Source organism: Pseudomonas sp. RC10-4-2, assembly GCF_050433085.1.
Taxonomy (GTDB): Bacteria; Pseudomonadota; Gammaproteobacteria; order Pseudomonadales; family Pseudomonadaceae; genus Pseudomonas; species Pseudomonas aeruginosa.
In genome coordinates this window covers 260,197-277,271 of sequence record NZ_JBNPXX010000005.1, presented here as the reverse complement: position 1 = coordinate 277,271, position 17,075 = coordinate 260,197, and the positions used below count along the sequence as shown (strand labels likewise).

Genomic DNA, 17,075 nt, shown 5'->3' with positions numbered 1-17,075 from the left:
GCCGTTCACCCGTCCCGCATCGCTGCCTGCCACAGCCCTCACAGCTGCGGCAGGACCGGCGTGTCGACGCGCACGTCGGCGTTCTGCCCACGCTGGCGCAGCAACTGGTCGAGCAGGACGATGGCCATCATCGCCTCGGCGATCGGCGTGGCGCGGATGCCGACGCACGGGTCGTGACGGCCCTTGGTGATCATGTCCACCGGCTCGCCGGCGGTATCGATCGAGCGCCCGGGAGTGGTGATGCTGGAGGTCGGCTTCAGCGCCAGGTGGGCGACGATCGGCTGGCCGGAGGAGATCCCGCCGAGGATGCCGCCGGCATTGTTCGACAGGAAGCCTTGCGGGGTCAGTTCGTCGCGGTGCTCGGTGCCGCGCTGGGCGATGCTGGCGAAGCCGGCGCCGATCTCCACGCCCTTCACCGCGTTGATGCTCATCAGCGCATGCGCCAGTTCGGCGTCCAGGCGGTCGAAGATCGGCTCGCCCAGGCCCGGCGGCACGCCTTCGGCAACCACGGTGATCTTCGCCCCGACCGAATCCTGGTCGCGGCGCAATTGGTCCATGTAGGCCTCCAGCTCCGGCACCTTGTCCGGGTCGGGGCTGAAGAAGGCATTCTGCTCGACGCTGTCCCAGCTCCTGAACGGAATCTCGATCGGCCCGAGCTGGCTCATGTAGCCGCGCACCTGGATGCCCAGGCCCGCCAGGTATTTCTTGGCGATAGCCCCGGCGGCCACGCGCATGGCGGTCTCGCGCGCCGAGGAACGGCCGCCGCCGCGGTAGTCGCGCACGCCGTACTTGTGGTGGTAGGTGTAGTCGGCATGGGCCGGGCGGAACAGGTCCTTGATCGCCGAGTAGTCCTTGGACTTCTGGTCGGTGTTGCGGATCAGCAGGCCGATCGGCGTGCCGGTGGTCTTGCCCTCGAACACCCCGGAAAGAATCTCCACCTCGTCGGCTTCCTGGCGCTGGGTGGTGTGCCGGCTGGTGCCGGGCTTGCGCCGGTCGAGGTCGCGTTGCAGGTCCCGGGCGGACAGTTCCAGCCCCGGGGGGCACCCATCGACGATGGCGACCAGCGCCGGGCCGTGGCTTTCGCCTGCGGTGGTGACGGTGAAGAGCTTGCCGTAGGTGTTGCCGGACATGCGAGGCTCCGCGTGAGGACGAGAGGGAAAGACATCGGAGTATACCCGTCAAGGACGGGCCTGCGAACCTTCCCCGGAGGACGCGATCAAAGCGCTATCATCGGCCCATGAAGACCTCCATGCCGCGCGCCCTCCTCGCCCTGTTCTGCCTGCTCGCCAGCCTGGCCCACGCCGCTCCCAACAGCATCCTGCACCGCCCCTACGACCTGGACACCGGGCACGGCGTGCTGCGCGGCTCCTTGCTGCTGCCGCGCAGCGCCGTGCCGCCGCCGGTGGTCCTGCTGGTCGCCGGCTCCGGTCCCACCGACCGCGACGGCAACAACCCCTTCGGCGGCAACAACCGCTACCTGTTGCGTCTCGCCGAGGCCCTGGCCGAACGCGGAATCGCCAGCGTGCGCTACGACAAGCGTGGAGTCGCCCGCAGCCTGGCGGCGGCGCCGCGCGAGGAAGACCTCAGCGTCGGCGTCTATGTCGACGACGTGGTCGCCTGGAGCGAGCGGCTGGCCCGCGACCCGCGCTTCTCCCGGCTGATCCTGGTCGGCCATAGCGAAGGCGCGCTGATCGCCAGCCTGGCGGCGCCTCGCACGCCGGCCGAGGAATTGATCGCCATCGCCGGCAGCGGCCAACCCATCGACCGGGTGTTGCGCGAGCAACTGCGCGGTCGCCTGCCGCCGGCGCAACTGCGCCAGGCCGACTCGGTGCTGGCTTCGCTGAAGGCCGGGGAGACCCGCGGCGATATCCCGCCGGCGCTCGCCAACCTGCTCCGCCCCAGCGTGCAGCCGTACCTGATCTCGCTGTTCCGCGAAGACCCGGCCCGCGCGTTCGGCCGCCTGCGCATCCCGACCCTGATCGTCCAGGGCCGCAATGACATCCAGGTCGGCGTCGCCGACGCCGAGGCGCTCCAGCGAGCCAAGCCCGACTCGCAACTGGTGCTCATCGACGGCATGAACCACATCCTGCGGATCGCCCCGAGCACCGGTCTCCAGCAGCTTTCCGCCTACAACGACCCGAACCTGCCGCTGGCCCGGCAACTGGTCGAGGCGGTCAGCCGCTTCATCCTGCGCGGCGCAGAGGCGGAAAAAGGCCGCTGAGCCGCTACAGAAATCGCTTCCCGCGCCGACAAGTTCTGAAAGCCGGCCCGTGAAGGCGGCCGGCCAGAGGATGTCCGATGATCGATAGCGATACCCAACCGGCCGCAGAAGAAGCCGAGAAGAAACCGCCGCACCCCTGGGCCGAACTGGCCCCGGAGCATTTCCGCCTGCTCCGCCTGGCGCCACTGCCCACCGACCGCGCGACCGGCGCCCGCCCCCTGCGCTTCGTCCAGCTCGGCAGGGTCGAACGGCACAGCGCGGACCAGAGCCTGCTGCGCCTGAGCATCCAGGTGCCAGGCCTGATGCTGCGCAAGGAGCAGAACCTGCTGGAGGTCTGGGCCGATCATCGCAACAAGGAAGTGCGTTTCGGTTCGGACGCCGGGCTCAGCCTGGAACCCTTGAACCGCGGGCTGGGCCGTTTCCTGCTGGCCCAGGCGATCGCCTGGGCGCAACGACGCTGGGCCCACTACAAGGTGGAAGGCGGCGCACTGGCGCTGAAGGATGGCCTGACCGAAGACGCACGCCTGCGCCGCGACCATTTCATCCGCGCCCAGGGCTTCGACGTCAGCTATGAGGACCAGCGGTTGCTCAAGGCCCGCTACAGCGCCGGCCGGGTCAGTGAGCTGCACAGCGATTGGCACAAGGACAAGGTGCAGATCGTGCCGCTGCTGGACGCCGCGGCGATGCTGGAACAGGCCGAGCAGACCCTGCAGGCCCAGGATGCGGAGATCCGCCAACTGGAACAGCGCATCAACCACTACCGCCGCGACGACACCAGCTTGCGCTTCACCATCGCCTGCCTGACCGCCTTCGCGGTGTTCCAGGCCGGCCTGCTGATCTGGATCGCCACTCACTGAACCGGCGGCACCAGCCGCCTCCGATCACTTTTCCAAGCGCGAACGGAACAGTTCCCGGTGCTCGCGGCACTGCGCGGCGGACAGCATGAACACCCCGTGGCCGCCGTGCTCGAACTCCAGCCAGGTGAAGTCCACTTCCGGATACAGCGCCTGCACATGGACCTCGCTGTTGCCCACCTCGACGATCAGCAGGCCTTTCTCGCTGAGGTGGTCGGCCGCCTCGGCGAGCATCCGTCGCACCAGGTCCAGGCCGTCGTCGCCGCAGGCCAGGCCGAGTTCAGGCTCATGATGGAACTCCGCCGGCATGTCGGCGAAATCCTCGGCATCCACGTAGGGCGGATTGGACACGATCAGGTCGAAGCGCTGGCCGGGAAGCCCGGCGAAACCGTCGCCCTGGACGGTGTAGACCCGCTCGCCGAGGTCGTGGCGCTCGATATTGACGTTGGCCACCTCCAGCGCATCGAAGGACAGGTCGGCGAGCACCACCTCCGCCTGCTCGAACGCATAGGCGCAGGCGATGCCGATGCAGCCGGAACCGGTGCAGAGGTCGAGGATTCGCGCCGGCTCGGCCGGCAGCCAGGGCGCGAAGCGCTGTTCGATAAGTTCGGCGATAGGCGAGCGCGGCACCAGCACGCGTTCGTCGACGCTGAATGGAATCCCGCAGAACCAGGCTTCGCCCAGCAGGTAGGCCGCCGGAATCCGTTCCTCGATGCGCCGCCGGAGGATCTCCGCCAACTCGGCGCGTTCATCGTCTTCCAGGCGGCAATCCAGGTAGCTGTCAGAAATTTCCCAGGGAAGGTGCAGGGAGCCCAGAACCAGGTGGCGCGCCTCGTCCCAGGCATTGTCGGTGCCGTGACCGAAGAACAGGCCGGCGGCGTGGAAACGGCTGACAGCCCAGCGGATGTAGTCGCGCAGGGTGAGCAGACGGGACTCGGACATGACGGAATTGCTCCTCGCAACGCACAAAAGGGCGACATTCTAGCCGATCGCGCCGGAGCTGGCCTCCAGCGCGGGAAGTCCATACCACTTTAGTGCGCATGCGGCAAAGGTTCACAGGCTCGCCGATAGGGGCCAGAATGAAAGGCATGTGCCTTCTCAGGAGTAGTGACATGCCTCATCCGCTCACCCTTTTGCAGATCAGCGGACGCGGCTACCCGCCAGCCCCCCTTCGGCAGAGCACCTTGCTGATCATCGATGCCCAGGAAGAGTACCGCAGCGGCGCCCTGCGCCTGCCAGGCCTCGACGCCGCCGCCGCGGAGATCGGCGTGCTGGTGCAGGCGGCCCGCGCCAGCGGTACGCCCATCGTGCATGTACGCCACCTGGGTATCCAGGGCGGCCTGTTCGATCCGCAAGGGCCGCGCGGCCAGTTCCTCCCGGAACTGCAACCGGAAGCCGGGGAAAAAGTCGTGGAGAAACGCCTGCCCAATGCCTTCTCCGGCACCGAGCTGCACGACCTGCTGCAGAACCACGGCCGTCTCGACCTGATCGTCTGCGGCTTCATGACCCATTCCAGCGTCAGCACCACCGTGCGCGCGGCCAAGGACTACGGCTACCGCTGCACCCTCGCCGATAGCGCCTGCGCCACCCGCGACATACCCACCCTGAACGGCGGGGTCCTGAGCGCCGCGGATCTGCAACGCGCCGAGATCGCCGCCCTCGGCGACAACTTCGCGGCGATCGTCGCCCAGGCCCGGGAACTGCTCTGACCGCCCATCCAGCCGCCCTCCCGTCCCGCCCTGCGGAGGACTAGTCTGCCTGCAGGGCCATGGCTTGCGGCGAGAAGACGAGTGGCGCACGGTTTGCCCACGGCTCCCGGGAATCCGGGAACCCGGCAGGAAGGTTCCGGTCCTAGCCCCGATGACACACGAGGAAGTCGGGATGAAGTTGTCCGATAGTTTCGATGCGCGCCGGCTGCGCCCGCGCCGGCCGAGAGTCTGGCGCTGGCGCCTGGCGGCGGCGTTCGCGGCCCTGGTGGCGAGCCTGGGCGTGCTGCTGTCGCTGGCCGGCACCTCGGCCTTGATCGGCCGCCAGCCGGCTGTCGGCATGCTGCATATCGAACCCGCCGCTGGCGGCGTCTTGCTGGCCCTTGGCCTGCTGTCGCTCTGCCTCGGCGTGTTCTTCTGGCGTTTCAGCCGCCGCCGCAGCCGCCGCAACAGCGACCTGAGCCTGTCGCCGAACCTGATGAAAAAGCGCGACTGAGCGGGCTGCCGGCGTCCGGCCGATCCGGTAAACTGCGCCGCTTCGCGGAGGCTCCCATGCAAGACGACGACTTTTCCCTGTTCAAGAGCGAGATGCGCGGCGTCAAGCGCATCTCGGTCGATCGAGCCGATACCGGCAAACCTCGCAACGACCGCCAGCAACTCAAGCAGCGCCAGCTCAATGCCAGCGTGCGCAACGACGAAATCCGCGTCGACGGCCTGTCCGACCAGTTCGTCATCGACGTCGGCCCCGAGGACGAGCTGTCCTGGGCCCGCGACGGCGTCCAGGAAAGCCAGTTGCGCAAGCTCAAGCAGGGCCTGGTGCCCTTCGACGGTAGCCTCGACCTGCACGGCATGAGCGTGGAGAAGGCCCGGCAGACGCTATGGGACTTCCTTGCCGAGGCCACCCGCCTGGAAATCCGCTGCGTGCGCGTGACCCATGGCAAGGCCGCGCGCAAGGACGGACGCAGCCCGCTGGTGAAAAGCCACGTCAATACCTGGTTGCGCCAACACCCGCAGGTGCTCGGTTTCACCTCCTGCCTGCCACGCCACGGCGGCACCGGCTCGGTCTACGTGATGCTGCGCAGGACCATGCTCGAAGGCCGCGACGAGTAGCCGGCAAGCGCCGAGTCTTGCCAGCGGCCCGGCGACGTCCTACCCTCCGCGCTGGTAATCGTCTGACTGGAACGCTCATGTCCCTGGAACAACACTACTCCTCGATCCTCACCCAGCTCGGCGAGGACGTTAACCGCGAAGGTCTGCTGGACACGCCCAAGCGTGCCGCCAAGGCCATGAAGTACCTGTGCCGCGGCTACCAACAGAGCCTGGAAGAAGTCGTCAACGGTGCCCTGTTCAGCTCCGACAACAGCGAAATGGTATTGGTCAAGGACATCGAGCTGTACTCGCTCTGCGAGCACCACCTGCTGCCCTTCATCGGCAAGGCCCACGTGGCCTATATCCCGAACGGCAAGGTGCTCGGCCTGTCGAAGGTCGCGCGGATCGTCGACATGTACGCCCGCCGCCTGCAGATCCAGGAGAACATGAGCCGGCAGATCGCCGAGGCGGTCCAGCAGGTCACCGGCGCCCTCGGCGTCGCGGTGGTGATCCAGGCCCAGCACATGTGCATGATGATGCGCGGCGTGGAGAAGCAGAACTCGTCCATGGTCACTTCGGTGATGCTCGGCGAATTCCGCGACAACGCCGCCACCCGCAGCGAATTCCTCAGCCTGATCCGCTGAGGCCAGGTCCGCTGGCGAAAGAACCGGCCCCACTGGGCCGGTTTTGCGTTTCCTTCCCCGGCGATCAGCCGAAGAAGCGCTTCATCGAGCGCGACAACCAACCACCCTCGCTCTTGTCCTTGACCAGTTCGGACATGCTGTGGCGTACCGCATCCACATATCCGGCGTCGTCGTTGCGGATGTGGTTGAACAGCCAGCGCGAGAGCAAGCCCTTGAGTTCATCGCCGACATCCTCGCCGGCCTGGAAGCGCACCCGGTATTCGGAGACCCGGCGGATGAACAGCTCGTGGATCTTCTTGTGCGCCCGGGAAAACTGGTAGCCGGCATCCTCCATCAGAGTTTCCTCGAAGGCGAAGTGCGACAGCGTGTAGTCCACCAGCTCCTCGATCACCTCGGCGATCGCCGCGTGTTCCTTGCCTTGCTGGGCGTCGTGCAGGTGATTGATCATCTCGACGATGCGTTTGTGTTGATTGTCGATGACCTGAATACCGGTATTCAGGTCATCCTGCCAGACCAGATGCGCCATGATGACTTCCCCCAAGCGAACAGCGAACGGCCTTTCCGAACGGCCTGGGGCCAGGGTATTTTTGTGACGCAGTACGGGTATTGACGCCGGTCAAGCGGGACAAGATGTTAATGAATTTCGCATGAATTCATTCGCCCCCCTCGCGGCGGCATGCCCGCTCGATCCGCTCGGTTTCGCGCGGCTGAACATCCGCCATCGTCGCCGGAAAGCGGCGTCACCAGTGGTCCCGACAGGACAGGAAGGAAATGAACCTGATCGCGCACGTGGAAATACCGGTGTCCGACCTGGGGAGGGCGATGCGTTTCTACGCCTCGGTGTTCGGAGTGGCGTTCGGCGAGGTAGCCACCCTGCACGGAAGCAGAATGGCGCATTTCCCCTTCGAGGAAGGCCGTGACGGTGCCAGCGGCGCACTCGCCGAGGGCGACGTCTACGTGCCTACGCTACATGGGGCGATCATCTACCTGAATGTCGCGGACCTGGATGCCGTCATTGCCCGGGCCCTCGGCGAAGGCAGCGAAATCCTCTTCCCGAAGACGCCGCTTGGCGACGGCGTGTTCATCGCCGAGATCAGGGACAGCGAAGGCAATCGTATCGCCCTGCAGAGCGCTTGCGGAGAGCGGCCGTAGAGGTCCTGCAAACCGAGCGCCGCCGGCTCAACGGGCAAGAACGCCGGCCAGCCAGGAACGCCGCGCGCCCAGCGCTTCCTGCAATTCGCGGACGCCGATGCAGCGCCGTTCGGGGTCGAGGCTCAGGGCGGTACGCAGCGCCGGCCAGCAGCGCCGAGGCAGGTGTCCGGGCGCGCGCAGCTGGCGCTCCAGCCCCTGCTCCCGGGCCTGGTTCGAGGGCAGGCGGCGGAACGGATGGCGACCGTCGGCCAGTTCGTAGAGGACGCAGGCCAGCGCATACAGGTCGGCCGCCGGCGACAATGGCGCGCCCTCGAGAAGTTCGGGAGCGGCGTAGCCCGGAGTCCAGGCGTCGATGCGGCCCCGGCTGAGCTGCGGCAGGCCATCCAGGATGCCTGCCTGCGCCTGGCCGAGGCCGAAGTCGAAGAGCCGCACGCCCTCTTCGCCGAGCATCACGTTGCTCGGCTTCAGGTCGCCATGCAGTACTCCTTGTTCGTGGACGTAGGCCAGAACATCCAGCAACGGCCGGGCGATCGCGCTCAGCTCGGACCAGGGCAGGCCTTCGGGACGCTCGCAGAGCAGGCGGTCGAGCGGCAGGCCAGGCATGAGTTCCATGACGATGTAGGCGCGCTGGCATGCGGTGTCGACGTCGAAGGTGAACAGACGCACGACGTTCGGATGGCGCAAGCGCCGGGTCAGGGCGAACTCGCTATAGAGCAAGGCGCTGGCGTCGGGTGACTCGGCGACCGACTCGTTGAGCAGCTTCAGCGCTACCAGCGGCGCCGGGTCGCCGAACTGCTCATGGAGCAGGTCCCGGGCACGGTAGACCGTCCCCATGCCGCCGGCGCCGAGCATCCGCTCCAGACGGTAGCGCCCGGAAAGAACGTCCGGCAGCGGACCGGGCAACACCGCCGGCAGGTCCGGCGCCGAGGCGGTCGGGGCGGCGAAGGCGAAATAGGTCAGGTTCGCGCCGCCCTCCTCCTCCGGCAGCAGCTCCAGCGACGACAGCGGTTCGTTCATTGGCGGATCACCACGGCCGTCAGGTTGTCCCGTGCGGCGCCGCTCAGGGCACCGTCGAACAGCCGCTCCACCGCCACCTGCGGCGATGCCAGGCTCAACGCGCGACCCAGCGCATCGGCGCTCAGCTCTTCGTAGAGCCCGTCGCTGCAGAGCAGGAAGACATCCCCGGGATGCACCTCCAGTTCCAACACGTCCAGCACCAGTTGTTCGCTGGCGCCGACGGCACGGGTCAGCGCGCGCGCCGAGGGATAGGCGCGGGCCTGCTCGATATCCATCCGCCGTTCGTCGACCAGTCGCTGCAACAGCGAGTGGTCGCGGGACAGCTGGTACAGCCGCTGGCCGCGCCACAGGTAGCAGCGGCTGTCGCCGACCCACACGCAGGCCGCCCGCGAACCCTCCACGACCAGCGCCACCACCGTACTGCCGATGATCCTGTCGCCGCGTTCGGCGCTGAGGGTGAGTTCCTCGCCCAGGCGCCGGTTGAGCCAGTGCAGGCACTGGCGCATCGCGTTCAGGCGCTCGTCGAATCCCGCCCGGGCCGGCAGTTCCGCCAGGCTGGTGACGATCATCCGGCTGGCCAGGTCGCCGGCCTGGTGCCCGCCCATGCCATCGGCGACCGCCCAGAGTCCGCGATCCGGGCAGTCCAGGAAGGCATCCTCGTTGCGCGCGCGGACCTTGCCGCGATCCGTGCGTGCCGCGCTGCGCCAGGGCTCGGTGCGTTGCATCAGAGCTGCACCGGCATGCGGAAGCTGCGCAGGACCGCGAGATCGAACGGATTCGGCGTGCGCTGGGCGAGCAGCAGGTAGTTGGCGCGCAGGCCGCCCAGGTCGGCCTTGAGCACCATCACGTCACGCCCGCTGAGGTACTCGGTCTGCATCAGGTCGAACAGCCTGAACAGCGACCAGGGCCCGGTATTGCGTTCGATTCCCACCGGTCGTCCGGCCATCTTCTCCAGCACCAGGCTGGTGCGGCCGCCGTCGGCGTCGCTGGGCCACTTGAACGACATCGGCACGATCGGGCCGTGGCGGTACTCCATGGACTGACCGTCGAAACGGAACTCGGCGCGGCTGACGCCAGGATCGAGGGTATAGGGCTCCAGGCGGAAGCGCACCTGTGGCTCGGCCGGGTTCTCGGCGAAGAAGCTCTGGCGGATCACCTGGGCCGTGCCCATCTGGTCGAGATAGACCTTGGACATCGGCAGGCTGTAACCGTCCACGCTGCGCAGGCGGTAACTGCCCGGGTCGCCGCTGACGAAGGGCCGCATGTAGGTTTCGAAGAAGCGTTCGGCGACGCCCTGCGCCTTGAAGAACTCGCGGAAATCGCTGACCGCGACATCGCTGGCGCTGTGCGCGTTGAACGGGTAGCGCTTGTTGATCGCCTTGCTGTAGAAACCGTACAGCTCGCTCTGGTAGCGCTGGTTGAGGTACAGGTAGGCATCGCCGAGGACCAGCCGCCAGGCGTCTTCGGCCAGCACGCTGAACCATCCGCCGAGCGGTCGCGGCAGTCGCGCGGAGGCGTTGCGCAGGTTGCTCAGGGCATCGCGCTGGCCGCCCATGCGGCTCTTCGCCATGTCGAAAGCCGCCTGCTCCGGCTGGCTGGCGCGCGCCAGTCCGGCGAGTTGCAACTGCAACTCGTTGAGCGCCTGCAACAGCGGGGTGAGGTCGGCCGCCGGGCCGTTGTTATCGTCGAGCAGGCGATGCAGGGGCTCGAAGCGGCGTTGCAGGGACTTCTTCGCGGTATCCGGCAGGTTCTTCGCCAACGCGTCCCTGGCCTTGCCGGCCGCCGCGGCGGCCGCCTTGCCCAGCTTGCCGCCCTTTTCCGCGGCCTTGTCGCTGGCCTCTGCCAGCGCCTCGGCGCTCTCCGCCAGGACCGGGAAACGGGTGTTCTCACGGACCTCCAGCAACAACTGGAGGATCGGCGAGTTGGCGGCGAGCAGCCCGGAAACCTGGTCGGCGCCCTCGCCGGCATCGTTGAACGGCAGCAGGCCCAGGCGTCCGACCGCCTCGCTCCAGAAGTTCGCGTAGTCGCGGAAATACAACTGCTCGAGTTCGACCATCAGGCGCCGCAGGTCCATGTCGCTGATCCCGCTGCCCTCGCCCAGGACCCAGTTGTCGCGAAGGATGTCGTTGACCAGGCTGGCGCCCTGGACCACGAAGTACTGCTGGTAGCCCTGCTGGGTGTAGAAGCCCGGGATCACGTAGTCGGTGCCGACGAACAGACCGGCCTGCGGCCCCAGGTGCTGGCCGAAGCGATACTCGGGCAGGCTTCGCGCCTGTTCGCGCAGCACCCGGTAGACCACGTTGGCCAGGGACTCGCTGCGCAGCACCTGGCGTGCCTGGGCCACCAGGGTCTCGTTCAGCGGATAGCTGAACGGTTGCTCGAGCAGACGGGCGAAATGCGTGTTCAGGCCATTCTGCACGGTGCCGTTGCCGGCATAGCGCTGCGACCAGTCGGTAGCCACCCAGTCCTTGAGCCATCCGTTCTCGCGGCGCTCGCGCAGATTCAGCATCAGGTAGGCCCGCAGGCTGTTGAGCAGGCGTTCGCGATTCTGCATGTTGCCGCGGATCTGCGCTTCGAGCATCCGCGCCACGCGCGGCAGCAGTTGCGTCTCCAGCTCGCGGCGATAGGCCGCGGCCAGCGGCGGGTTGACCTCGTTGCCCTGGTACAGCCCGGCGCGCTCGTGCAGCGAGACTTCCCCTTTGGGCGGAAACACGGTGGTCGCCGCATAGCTGCTATCCAGCGTCTTCAGCGCCGCCATGGCGTCATCGCGCTCGCCAAGCGCCTGGCGCTGCTGGGTCCATTGCTGCGCCAGCTCGCGTAGCCGCTCCAGGCGCTCGTGGTTGGCCGAGAAACCGCCAGCCCAGAGCAGGCCGAATAGCAGAAGGAGCGCCAGCGAACCGACGTACAGGGCGCGCTGGCCCCAGTGGATGCGCGTGCGTTCGCGGCGATCGAGACCTGCCAGGTTGGCCTCGGGGAAGATCACCTGGCTCAGCAGGTGATGGATGAAGCGCGAGCGCCCGTTGCGCAGGGTCGGCAACAGGCCGCTGGCGATCCCCAGGTTGGCGCCGATGCCGGCGGTGTCCTCGTCCAGCTGCTGGGCCAGGTGCGGCGCGCTGGTCAGGTAGAAGCCGCGCAGGCGGCTGGCGCGCTGGTAGCGGTTGCCGGTGAAGGCGAGTTCGACGAACAGGCACAACCGCTCGCCGATCTGGCCAAGCTGGTGCGGGAAGTCCAGGATGCGACCGCGACGCAGGGTATCGCGCTCCTGGTGGATGCGCATGATCACCTGGCTGTTCAGGCGTCGCAGAAGGTCCTCGAACGCCTGGCGCAGGACCGTCACATCGGTGCCGTTCTGCTCCTTGCCGAAGCTGGTGCCCAGAACCTGGTCGCTCTCCTCGCGGCTCAACTGGTCGAAGAACTCGTCGAAGCCGAGCAACTGGTCGGCCTTGCTCAGCACCAGGTAGACCGGCAGATCGAGGTGCAGGGTCTGCTGGATTTCCTGCAGGCGCGCACGCACCTGGCGAGCCAGCGTATCCAGCGCCATCTCGTCGTCGCTGAGCAACGTTTCCACCGGAATCGACACCATCACGCCATTCAGCGGCCGTGCGCGGCGGCGCTTGCGCAACAGGCCGAGCAGGGTCGCCCAGGCGCCCCCGTCGACCTCGCCGTCGGCTTGGGTCAGGTAGCGCCCGGCGGTGTCGATCAGGACGCCGTGGTCGGCGAAGTACCAGTCGCAGTAGCGCGTGCCGGCGGTGTCGCGGGTCAGCTTGCGGTCGATCCGGTTGATCGGGAATTCCAGTCCGGAAAAGTCCAGCAGGCTGGTCTTGCCGCTTCCCTGCGGGCCGATCAGCAGGTACCAGGGCAGCTCGTTGCGCCAGCGCTCGCTGCGGCCGCGGTACAGGCTGGAGGTCTTCAGGGTGCGCAAGGCGTCCTTGAAGCGGCTGCGCAATTCCTTCTGTTCGTCTTCGATCAGACCGTCGCGGCGCAGGCGCTCCTGGCCCTCGTCGCTGTCCTCGACGGCCTTGCGCCGCACTCCGGCGCGCCAGCTGACGAAGACCATCGCCAGCCCCCAGACCAGGAACATCAGGCTGATGCTCAGCAACCGCGAGGTCGGGCTTTCCCAGAACTTGTAGTCGGCGACCGCCAGCAGCGGCCCGACGAACCACACCAGCAATGCCGCCAGGAGTACCAGCAACAGCGTCCAGACCCACGTCTTGCGCAGGAAGGCGCCGACTTTCTTGAAGAAGTTTTTCATTTCGCGTCCCTGTGTTTACGAACCGGGCTGTCCTGCCGCCGCATCGAGCGACTGGTAAGGCTGCAGCACCGTGTCGCGTTGTTCGCCGAGAACCCAGGCGAATCCCGAATACATCACCACCAGGCAGACCAGGGTGAACAGCGCCACCATCCACCAGGGCACGATCCGCACCAGGCCGCGACGCTGGTCGCTGAGCCCCTGCCAGTGCGGCGACAGTTCGCGCGGCACGTCGCCGCGCAACTGGCGGATCTGCCGGTAGAGCGCATCGGAAATACCGTCCAGGTCAAGCACGCCGCGAGCCATCACCCGGTACTTGCCCTCGAAGCCGAGGGCAAGGCAGAGGTACATCAGCTCCAGCATCGGCAGGTGCTTGACCGGGTTCTTCGACAGCCGGTCGAGCAACTGGAAGAACTTCTCGCCGCCGAAGGTCTCGTTATGGAAGCTGCTCAGCAGGCTGATCTTCGACCATTCGCTTTCGTTGCCCCACGGGGTGGTCACCACCGCCTCGTCGACCACCGTGCACAGCACGTAGCGCGCCGCCATGACCTGGCTGTTTTCCACGCCATCCTGCACGGCGCGGAATTCGAAGAGCTTCATGGCGGAGGTCAACCGCTCCTTGAGCGCCGCGAGGTTCTCCAGCACGGTGCTGTGCTTGAGCCGGACCACTTCCGAAAGCAGTTCGGAAGCCGCCGCCACCAGCGGGTTCAGGCTGACGTTGAAGGCCTCGCCCGGACGCAGGCGCGCCGCGTAGATCATCCGTTCCTCGAGCTGCTCGAAGCGCGGCGGTTCGGCGAAATCGGTCAGCGGCCCCTGGGCCGGTACCTGTCCCTGGTGATCGAGGAGGACGGTCTTCTCGTCCTCGTGGTATTCCCTTTCCTTGATCATGTTCAGTTCCTGATGGCCCAGAATTTCAGTTCAAGCTCGGAGAACTCGCCGGATACGTGGAACGCGAAACCGCCGGAGCGCTCCAGCTGGGCCATGTCCTCGGCGTTGGGTTCGAGAATGAAATAGGTCTTGTTGGAGTGGAACGGGATCTGCCGCGGCGCCACCGGCAGCGGCTTGACCCGGATCCCCGGCAGGTGCAGGTTGACCAGTTGGCGAATGTGCTCGACCGCACCCACCTTGAGATGCGCGGGCAGCCGCTGGCGCAGTTCCTCCGACTCGCAATTGGCACTGGCGGCGAGCACGAACGAGGCGCTGCCGAGCAGCTTGTGGTCGTGCAGGGGCGAGACCAGGATGCCGTACTGGCGGGCCTGGAGAGGCAGTTCGATGGCATGCTGCTCGAGCACCATCGACAGGACCTGGCGGATCGCCTCCATCAGCCTGCGGAAGCTGGCGCCCTGGTCGCTGTGCTGGTAACGGCTGTCCAGGCGCGGACGCTTGCTCTCGCTGCCGAAGGTGGCGAGGTCGCCGAGCATGGTCAGCAGCACCCGGTACAACTGCTCCGGATGCACCTGCTCCAATCCCAGGTAGTGGCGCAGCAGCAACTCGGTGCGATTGATCAGTTGCAGCATCATGAAATCGCCGACCTCCGCGCCGCCGACCTTGCCATTGGACCGGATACGCTCGGCGATGGTGTCGCCGCGATGGCCGAGCATGCTGATCACCTCCTTCAGGCAGGACAGCAGGTAGGCGGATGCGTGGGCGTGGAGGTAGCTCGGCACGAAGTCGGGGTCGAGGCTGATCACCCCGTCCGGCGTGGTATCCAGCACCACCGCCACCTTCAGTTTGACGTAGGCCTGGTCGCTCTGCTGCTCGCCGAGCAGCAGGCGAAAATCCGGCCGCGCGCAGCTGACCTGCACCATGGAATCCTCGCCGGCGTTGGAGTCCGCCACCTCCAGGTCGTAGGCGGTATAGCGCGCCAGGACCTCGGCCTGCTCCGGCCGGCGCGCCTCGATGTGGTTGCCGGTGACCAGCGGCAGGGCCAGGTAGATCGGCACGTTCGAGGTATTGGGCGGCACGTCGAGGGCGAGCGGCTCGGTGTTGCCGCCGAGTTCGAACAGGCTGCCGTCGGGCAATACGCCGGAGGCCTGGCTGATCACCAGCTTGCCCATGTTGAGGAACTGGCGGTCCAGCTCCAGGGCGAGGAAGCCCCAGTTGTAGCTGCCCAGCAACTGGGTCCGGGCCTTCATCTGGTTGTCGTAGTAGCGGTCGTTGTGTTGCAGGTGCTGCGGGCGCAGCAGCATGCCTTCCTGCCAGACGATCTTGTGCACGTTCATCGCGCGTCACCCGCCTTGCCGAGCAATTCGCCGGCATTCAGGATGCCCTTCTGGCCCAGCTTCAGCTCTACCCGGGTCAGCTCTTTCGCCGTGACCGGCACCACGTAGCGCCAGCTTGCCTCGCCGAGATCGCGGTAGGCGGCGAGCACGCCCACGTAGCGGCTCCCCTCCTCCACGCTGAGCTTGAGTTCGACCCGCTCGCCGGGACGCAGCTCCAGCTCCTCGCTGGTCACCAGGTCGGGGTCCAGGGTCTCCTTGGGACGTTCGTAGAGGCTGAAGAAGTCGGCGTTCTCGAACGCCACCGGGTGTTTCAGCTCGAACAGCCGCACTACCACCGGCGACGGCCGGCCATTGAGGTCGGGATTGACCCGCTCGCCGGCGCTCAGGGCGAGGTCGAGCTTGGTCAGTCTGGAATACGGCGACAGCGTGGAACAGCCGGCCAGCAGCGCCAGGACGGCGAGCATGGCCAGCGCCCTGGCTGGCGGGATCGGGCGACGAGACATGGCGATCATCCTTGGTGCTCGGTGTAGAGGGTGGAAATCAGGCGAACCTGCTCTTCGTAGGCCTGGGCGAAATCACGCGCCAACAGACGCTCGCTCCAATCGTCGTCCTGGCATAGCGACTGGTGGTAGCGACCATAGGCACGCCAGCGGCTGCCCGAGGTGGCCAGCAACGGCCGGCGACCGTCGCGCTCGAAACGCAGGGCCAGCTGCTGCGGCGAGAAATGCTCGAGGGTCGCGCGCACCGCCGCCCGGCTGGCGCCGAGCAGCGCCACCTGGTGCGCCTGGAGGTCGCGGAAACTGCGTGCGACGGCCTGTTCGCCACTCAACTGGCCAGGCTTGCTATCCCGTAGCAGATGACCCAGCGCCTCGCCGGCATCGGCGCTGAAGCGCAAGGGATTCTTGCCGGTATCGCGCAATGTGCTCAGCGACAGGCGCAGTTCGTTCTTCAGTTCGCTGCGGGTCCGCAGGCTCTGCTGCAAGCCGCCGATGCACTGCCGCAGCAAACCGGCGGCGTCGATCGCCAGCGCTTCGCGCGCAGCGCCGTCGAGGCCTTCGAGGTCCACTCCGAGCGCCTGGCCGAAACGCTGCCAGAAGGCTTCGTCGCGTTCCGGAGGCGGACTTTCCACGGGTTCCTGCGGAGCCGCCGGGGCGGGCACCAGCTCCGGTACGACCAGGCTTTCCATGTCGATCCGCGCGTAGTCCGCACGCGCCCCGGCCTCATGACTGGGCTGGGCGATCGCGCTCAGGTCGTCGAGTTCGTAGGCATCTGCACCGTCCTGGTCGAGCGCCTGCAACGGATCGAGGGCCAGGAAGGCATCGTCCGGAATGATGCTGCCCGCCGGCTGCGGCCGCCCGACGTCCATGGCGAGCTCGTCGGGCTCGCGCAGCAACCGCGCGCGGATCTCGAAGTCGCCGAGCAGGAAGACGCTGTCCTGCTCGATGCGCTGCGGCTCGCCATGCGGCAGGCGGCTGCCGTTGCCGGCGCGGATGCCGTTGCTGCTGGTGTCGGTCAGGTAGAACGCGCCGTTGCGATAGCTGACCCGCGCATGCTGCTTGGACAGGTGCCGCTTGCGATCGGGAATCGCCCAATCGCACTCACCGCCGCGGCCGATGAGGCCGCCGTTCCTGCCGAAGGTCTTGCTGCATAGCTCCGTCGGTACGAATTGCTTGGCGCTGAGCATTTCCAATACCAGTTCCATGAGATCGCTCCTTGCGGTCACTTGCCGCGATTGACCGCCTGCGGATCGCCAAGCGGGCGATAGTCGCCGTCGTTGAATTTGTAGTTGCCGCTGCAACCGGCGAGGCCGCAGAGGACGGCCAGGGCCAGAAGCACGGCGGGCCAGTGACGAACAGGCATCAGGGAGTCTCCATGGAAGGGCCGCGGACGCCGCGCTCCAGGCGCGCGCCCGGCTGGGCTG

18 protein-coding genes are annotated in these 17,075 nt (G+C 67.0%); 7 read left to right on the top strand and 11 right to left on the bottom strand.

All coding sequences use genetic code 11. The features are described from left to right. Positions 1–38 precede the first annotated feature (38 nt). Positions 39–1,130, bottom strand: coding sequence for a chorismate synthase (aroC, locus tag FHW81_RS22575; RefSeq protein WP_003087653.1), 1,092 nt, complete (start codon positions 1,128–1,130; stop codon positions 39–41). A 107-nt stretch (positions 1,131–1,237) separates the two neighbouring features. On the opposite strand from aroC, the gene FHW81_RS22570 reads away from it, so the two are divergent. Then, the gene (locus FHW81_RS22570; protein WP_004349090.1) at positions 1,238–2,221 is read left to right on the top strand and encodes an alpha/beta hydrolase; all 984 of its coding nucleotides are present in this window, start codon (positions 1,238–1,240) and stop codon (positions 2,219–2,221) included. A 77-nt stretch (positions 2,222–2,298) separates the two neighbouring features. Beyond that, entirely contained in the window at positions 2,299–3,078 is a 780-nt protein-coding gene (locus FHW81_RS22565; protein WP_003087649.1) for a hypothetical protein, read from the top strand. A gap of 24 nt (positions 3,079–3,102) precedes the next feature. Here the strand turns inward: FHW81_RS22565 and prmB are convergent, their stop codons facing one another. Then, positions 3,103–4,017: a 50S ribosomal protein L3 N(5)-glutamine methyltransferase gene (gene prmB / locus FHW81_RS22560; RefSeq protein WP_003087648.1), complete on the bottom strand. Its 915-nt coding sequence runs from the start codon at positions 4,015–4,017 to the stop codon at positions 3,103–3,105. Positions 4,018–4,187: 170 nt separating this feature from the next. On the opposite strand from prmB, the gene FHW81_RS22555 reads away from it, so the two are divergent. From FHW81_RS22555 to folE, 4 genes are all read left to right on the top strand, one after another. Continuing rightward, positions 4,188–4,784 (top strand): cysteine hydrolase family protein, encoded by a 597-nt coding sequence (locus tag FHW81_RS22555; protein ID WP_003103179.1) that lies wholly within the window; start codon positions 4,188–4,190, stop codon positions 4,782–4,784. A 172-nt stretch (positions 4,785–4,956) separates the two neighbouring features. Beyond that, positions 4,957–5,277 (top strand): hypothetical protein, encoded by a 321-nt coding sequence (locus FHW81_RS22550; protein WP_003087644.1) that lies wholly within the window; start codon positions 4,957–4,959, stop codon positions 5,275–5,277. Positions 5,278–5,333: 56 nt separating this feature from the next. Beyond that, positions 5,334–5,891 carry a Smr/MutS family protein gene (locus FHW81_RS22545; RefSeq protein WP_003087642.1) on the top strand — a complete coding sequence of 186 codons (558 nt, stop codon included), beginning with the start codon at positions 5,334–5,336 and terminating at the stop codon, positions 5,889–5,891. A gap of 77 nt (positions 5,892–5,968) precedes the next feature. Beyond that, a complete protein-coding gene (folE, locus tag FHW81_RS22540) occupies positions 5,969–6,514 on the top strand; it encodes a GTP cyclohydrolase I FolE (protein ID WP_003087639.1) in 546 nt (181 codons plus the stop codon). A gap of 64 nt (positions 6,515–6,578) precedes the next feature. On the opposite strand, the gene FHW81_RS22535 is transcribed toward folE, so the two are convergent. Next, entirely contained in the window at positions 6,579–7,040 is a 462-nt protein-coding gene (locus tag FHW81_RS22535) for a bacteriohemerythrin (protein ID WP_003087637.1), read from the bottom strand. A 245-nt stretch (positions 7,041–7,285) separates the two neighbouring features. Between FHW81_RS22535 and FHW81_RS22530 the strand changes: the two genes are divergently transcribed. Next, positions 7,286–7,666 (top strand): VOC family protein, encoded by a 381-nt coding sequence (locus FHW81_RS22530; RefSeq protein ID WP_003097780.1) that lies wholly within the window; start codon positions 7,286–7,288, stop codon positions 7,664–7,666. Positions 7,667–7,693: 27 nt separating this feature from the next. Here FHW81_RS22530 and FHW81_RS22525 read toward each other — a convergent pair whose 3' ends face one another. Genes FHW81_RS22525 through FHW81_RS22490 form a run of 8 tightly spaced genes read right to left on the bottom strand, consistent with a single transcriptional unit; the run spans position 7,694 to position 17,014 of the window. Continuing rightward, a complete protein-coding gene (locus FHW81_RS22525) occupies positions 7,694–8,683 on the bottom strand; it encodes a serine/threonine-protein kinase (RefSeq protein WP_003097784.1) in 990 nt (329 codons plus the stop codon). Then, positions 8,680–9,408 carry a PP2C family protein-serine/threonine phosphatase gene (locus tag FHW81_RS22520; RefSeq protein ID WP_003087627.1) on the bottom strand — a complete coding sequence of 243 codons (729 nt, stop codon included), beginning with the start codon at positions 9,406–9,408 and terminating at the stop codon, positions 8,680–8,682. The genes FHW81_RS22525 and FHW81_RS22520 overlap by 4 nt, the downstream gene beginning before the upstream one ends. After that, the gene (gene tssM / locus FHW81_RS22515) at positions 9,408–12,935 is read right to left on the bottom strand and encodes a type VI secretion system membrane subunit TssM (RefSeq protein WP_003449977.1); all 3,528 of its coding nucleotides are present in this window, start codon (positions 12,933–12,935) and stop codon (positions 9,408–9,410) included. Before tssM ends, FHW81_RS22520 begins: the two co-directional genes overlap by 1 nt. A 15-nt stretch (positions 12,936–12,950) precedes the next feature. Further along, positions 12,951–13,820 (bottom strand): type IVB secretion system protein IcmH/DotU, encoded by an 870-nt coding sequence (gene icmH, locus FHW81_RS22510; RefSeq protein WP_003087622.1) that lies wholly within the window; start codon positions 13,818–13,820, stop codon positions 12,951–12,953. Positions 13,821–13,822: 2 nt separating this feature from the next. Then, positions 13,823–15,154: a type VI secretion system baseplate subunit TssK gene (gene tssK / locus FHW81_RS22505; protein WP_003097790.1), complete on the bottom strand. Its 1,332-nt coding sequence runs from the start codon at positions 15,152–15,154 to the stop codon at positions 13,823–13,825. Further along, positions 15,151–15,657 (bottom strand): type VI secretion system lipoprotein TssJ, encoded by a 507-nt coding sequence (tssJ, locus tag FHW81_RS22500; protein ID WP_003114612.1) that lies wholly within the window; start codon positions 15,655–15,657, stop codon positions 15,151–15,153. Before tssJ ends, tssK begins: the two co-directional genes overlap by 4 nt. Before the next feature lie 5 nt (positions 15,658–15,662). Beyond that, positions 15,663–16,856: a type VI secretion system-associated FHA domain protein TagH gene (tagH, locus tag FHW81_RS22495; RefSeq protein ID WP_060774253.1), complete on the bottom strand. Its 1,194-nt coding sequence runs from the start codon at positions 16,854–16,856 to the stop codon at positions 15,663–15,665. Positions 16,857–16,873: 17 nt separating this feature from the next. Then, on the bottom strand, positions 16,874–17,014 hold the full coding sequence (locus FHW81_RS22490) for a hypothetical protein (RefSeq protein ID WP_003087614.1): 141 nt from the start codon (positions 17,012–17,014) through the stop codon (positions 16,874–16,876). Positions 17,015–17,075: the final 61 nt, after the last annotated feature.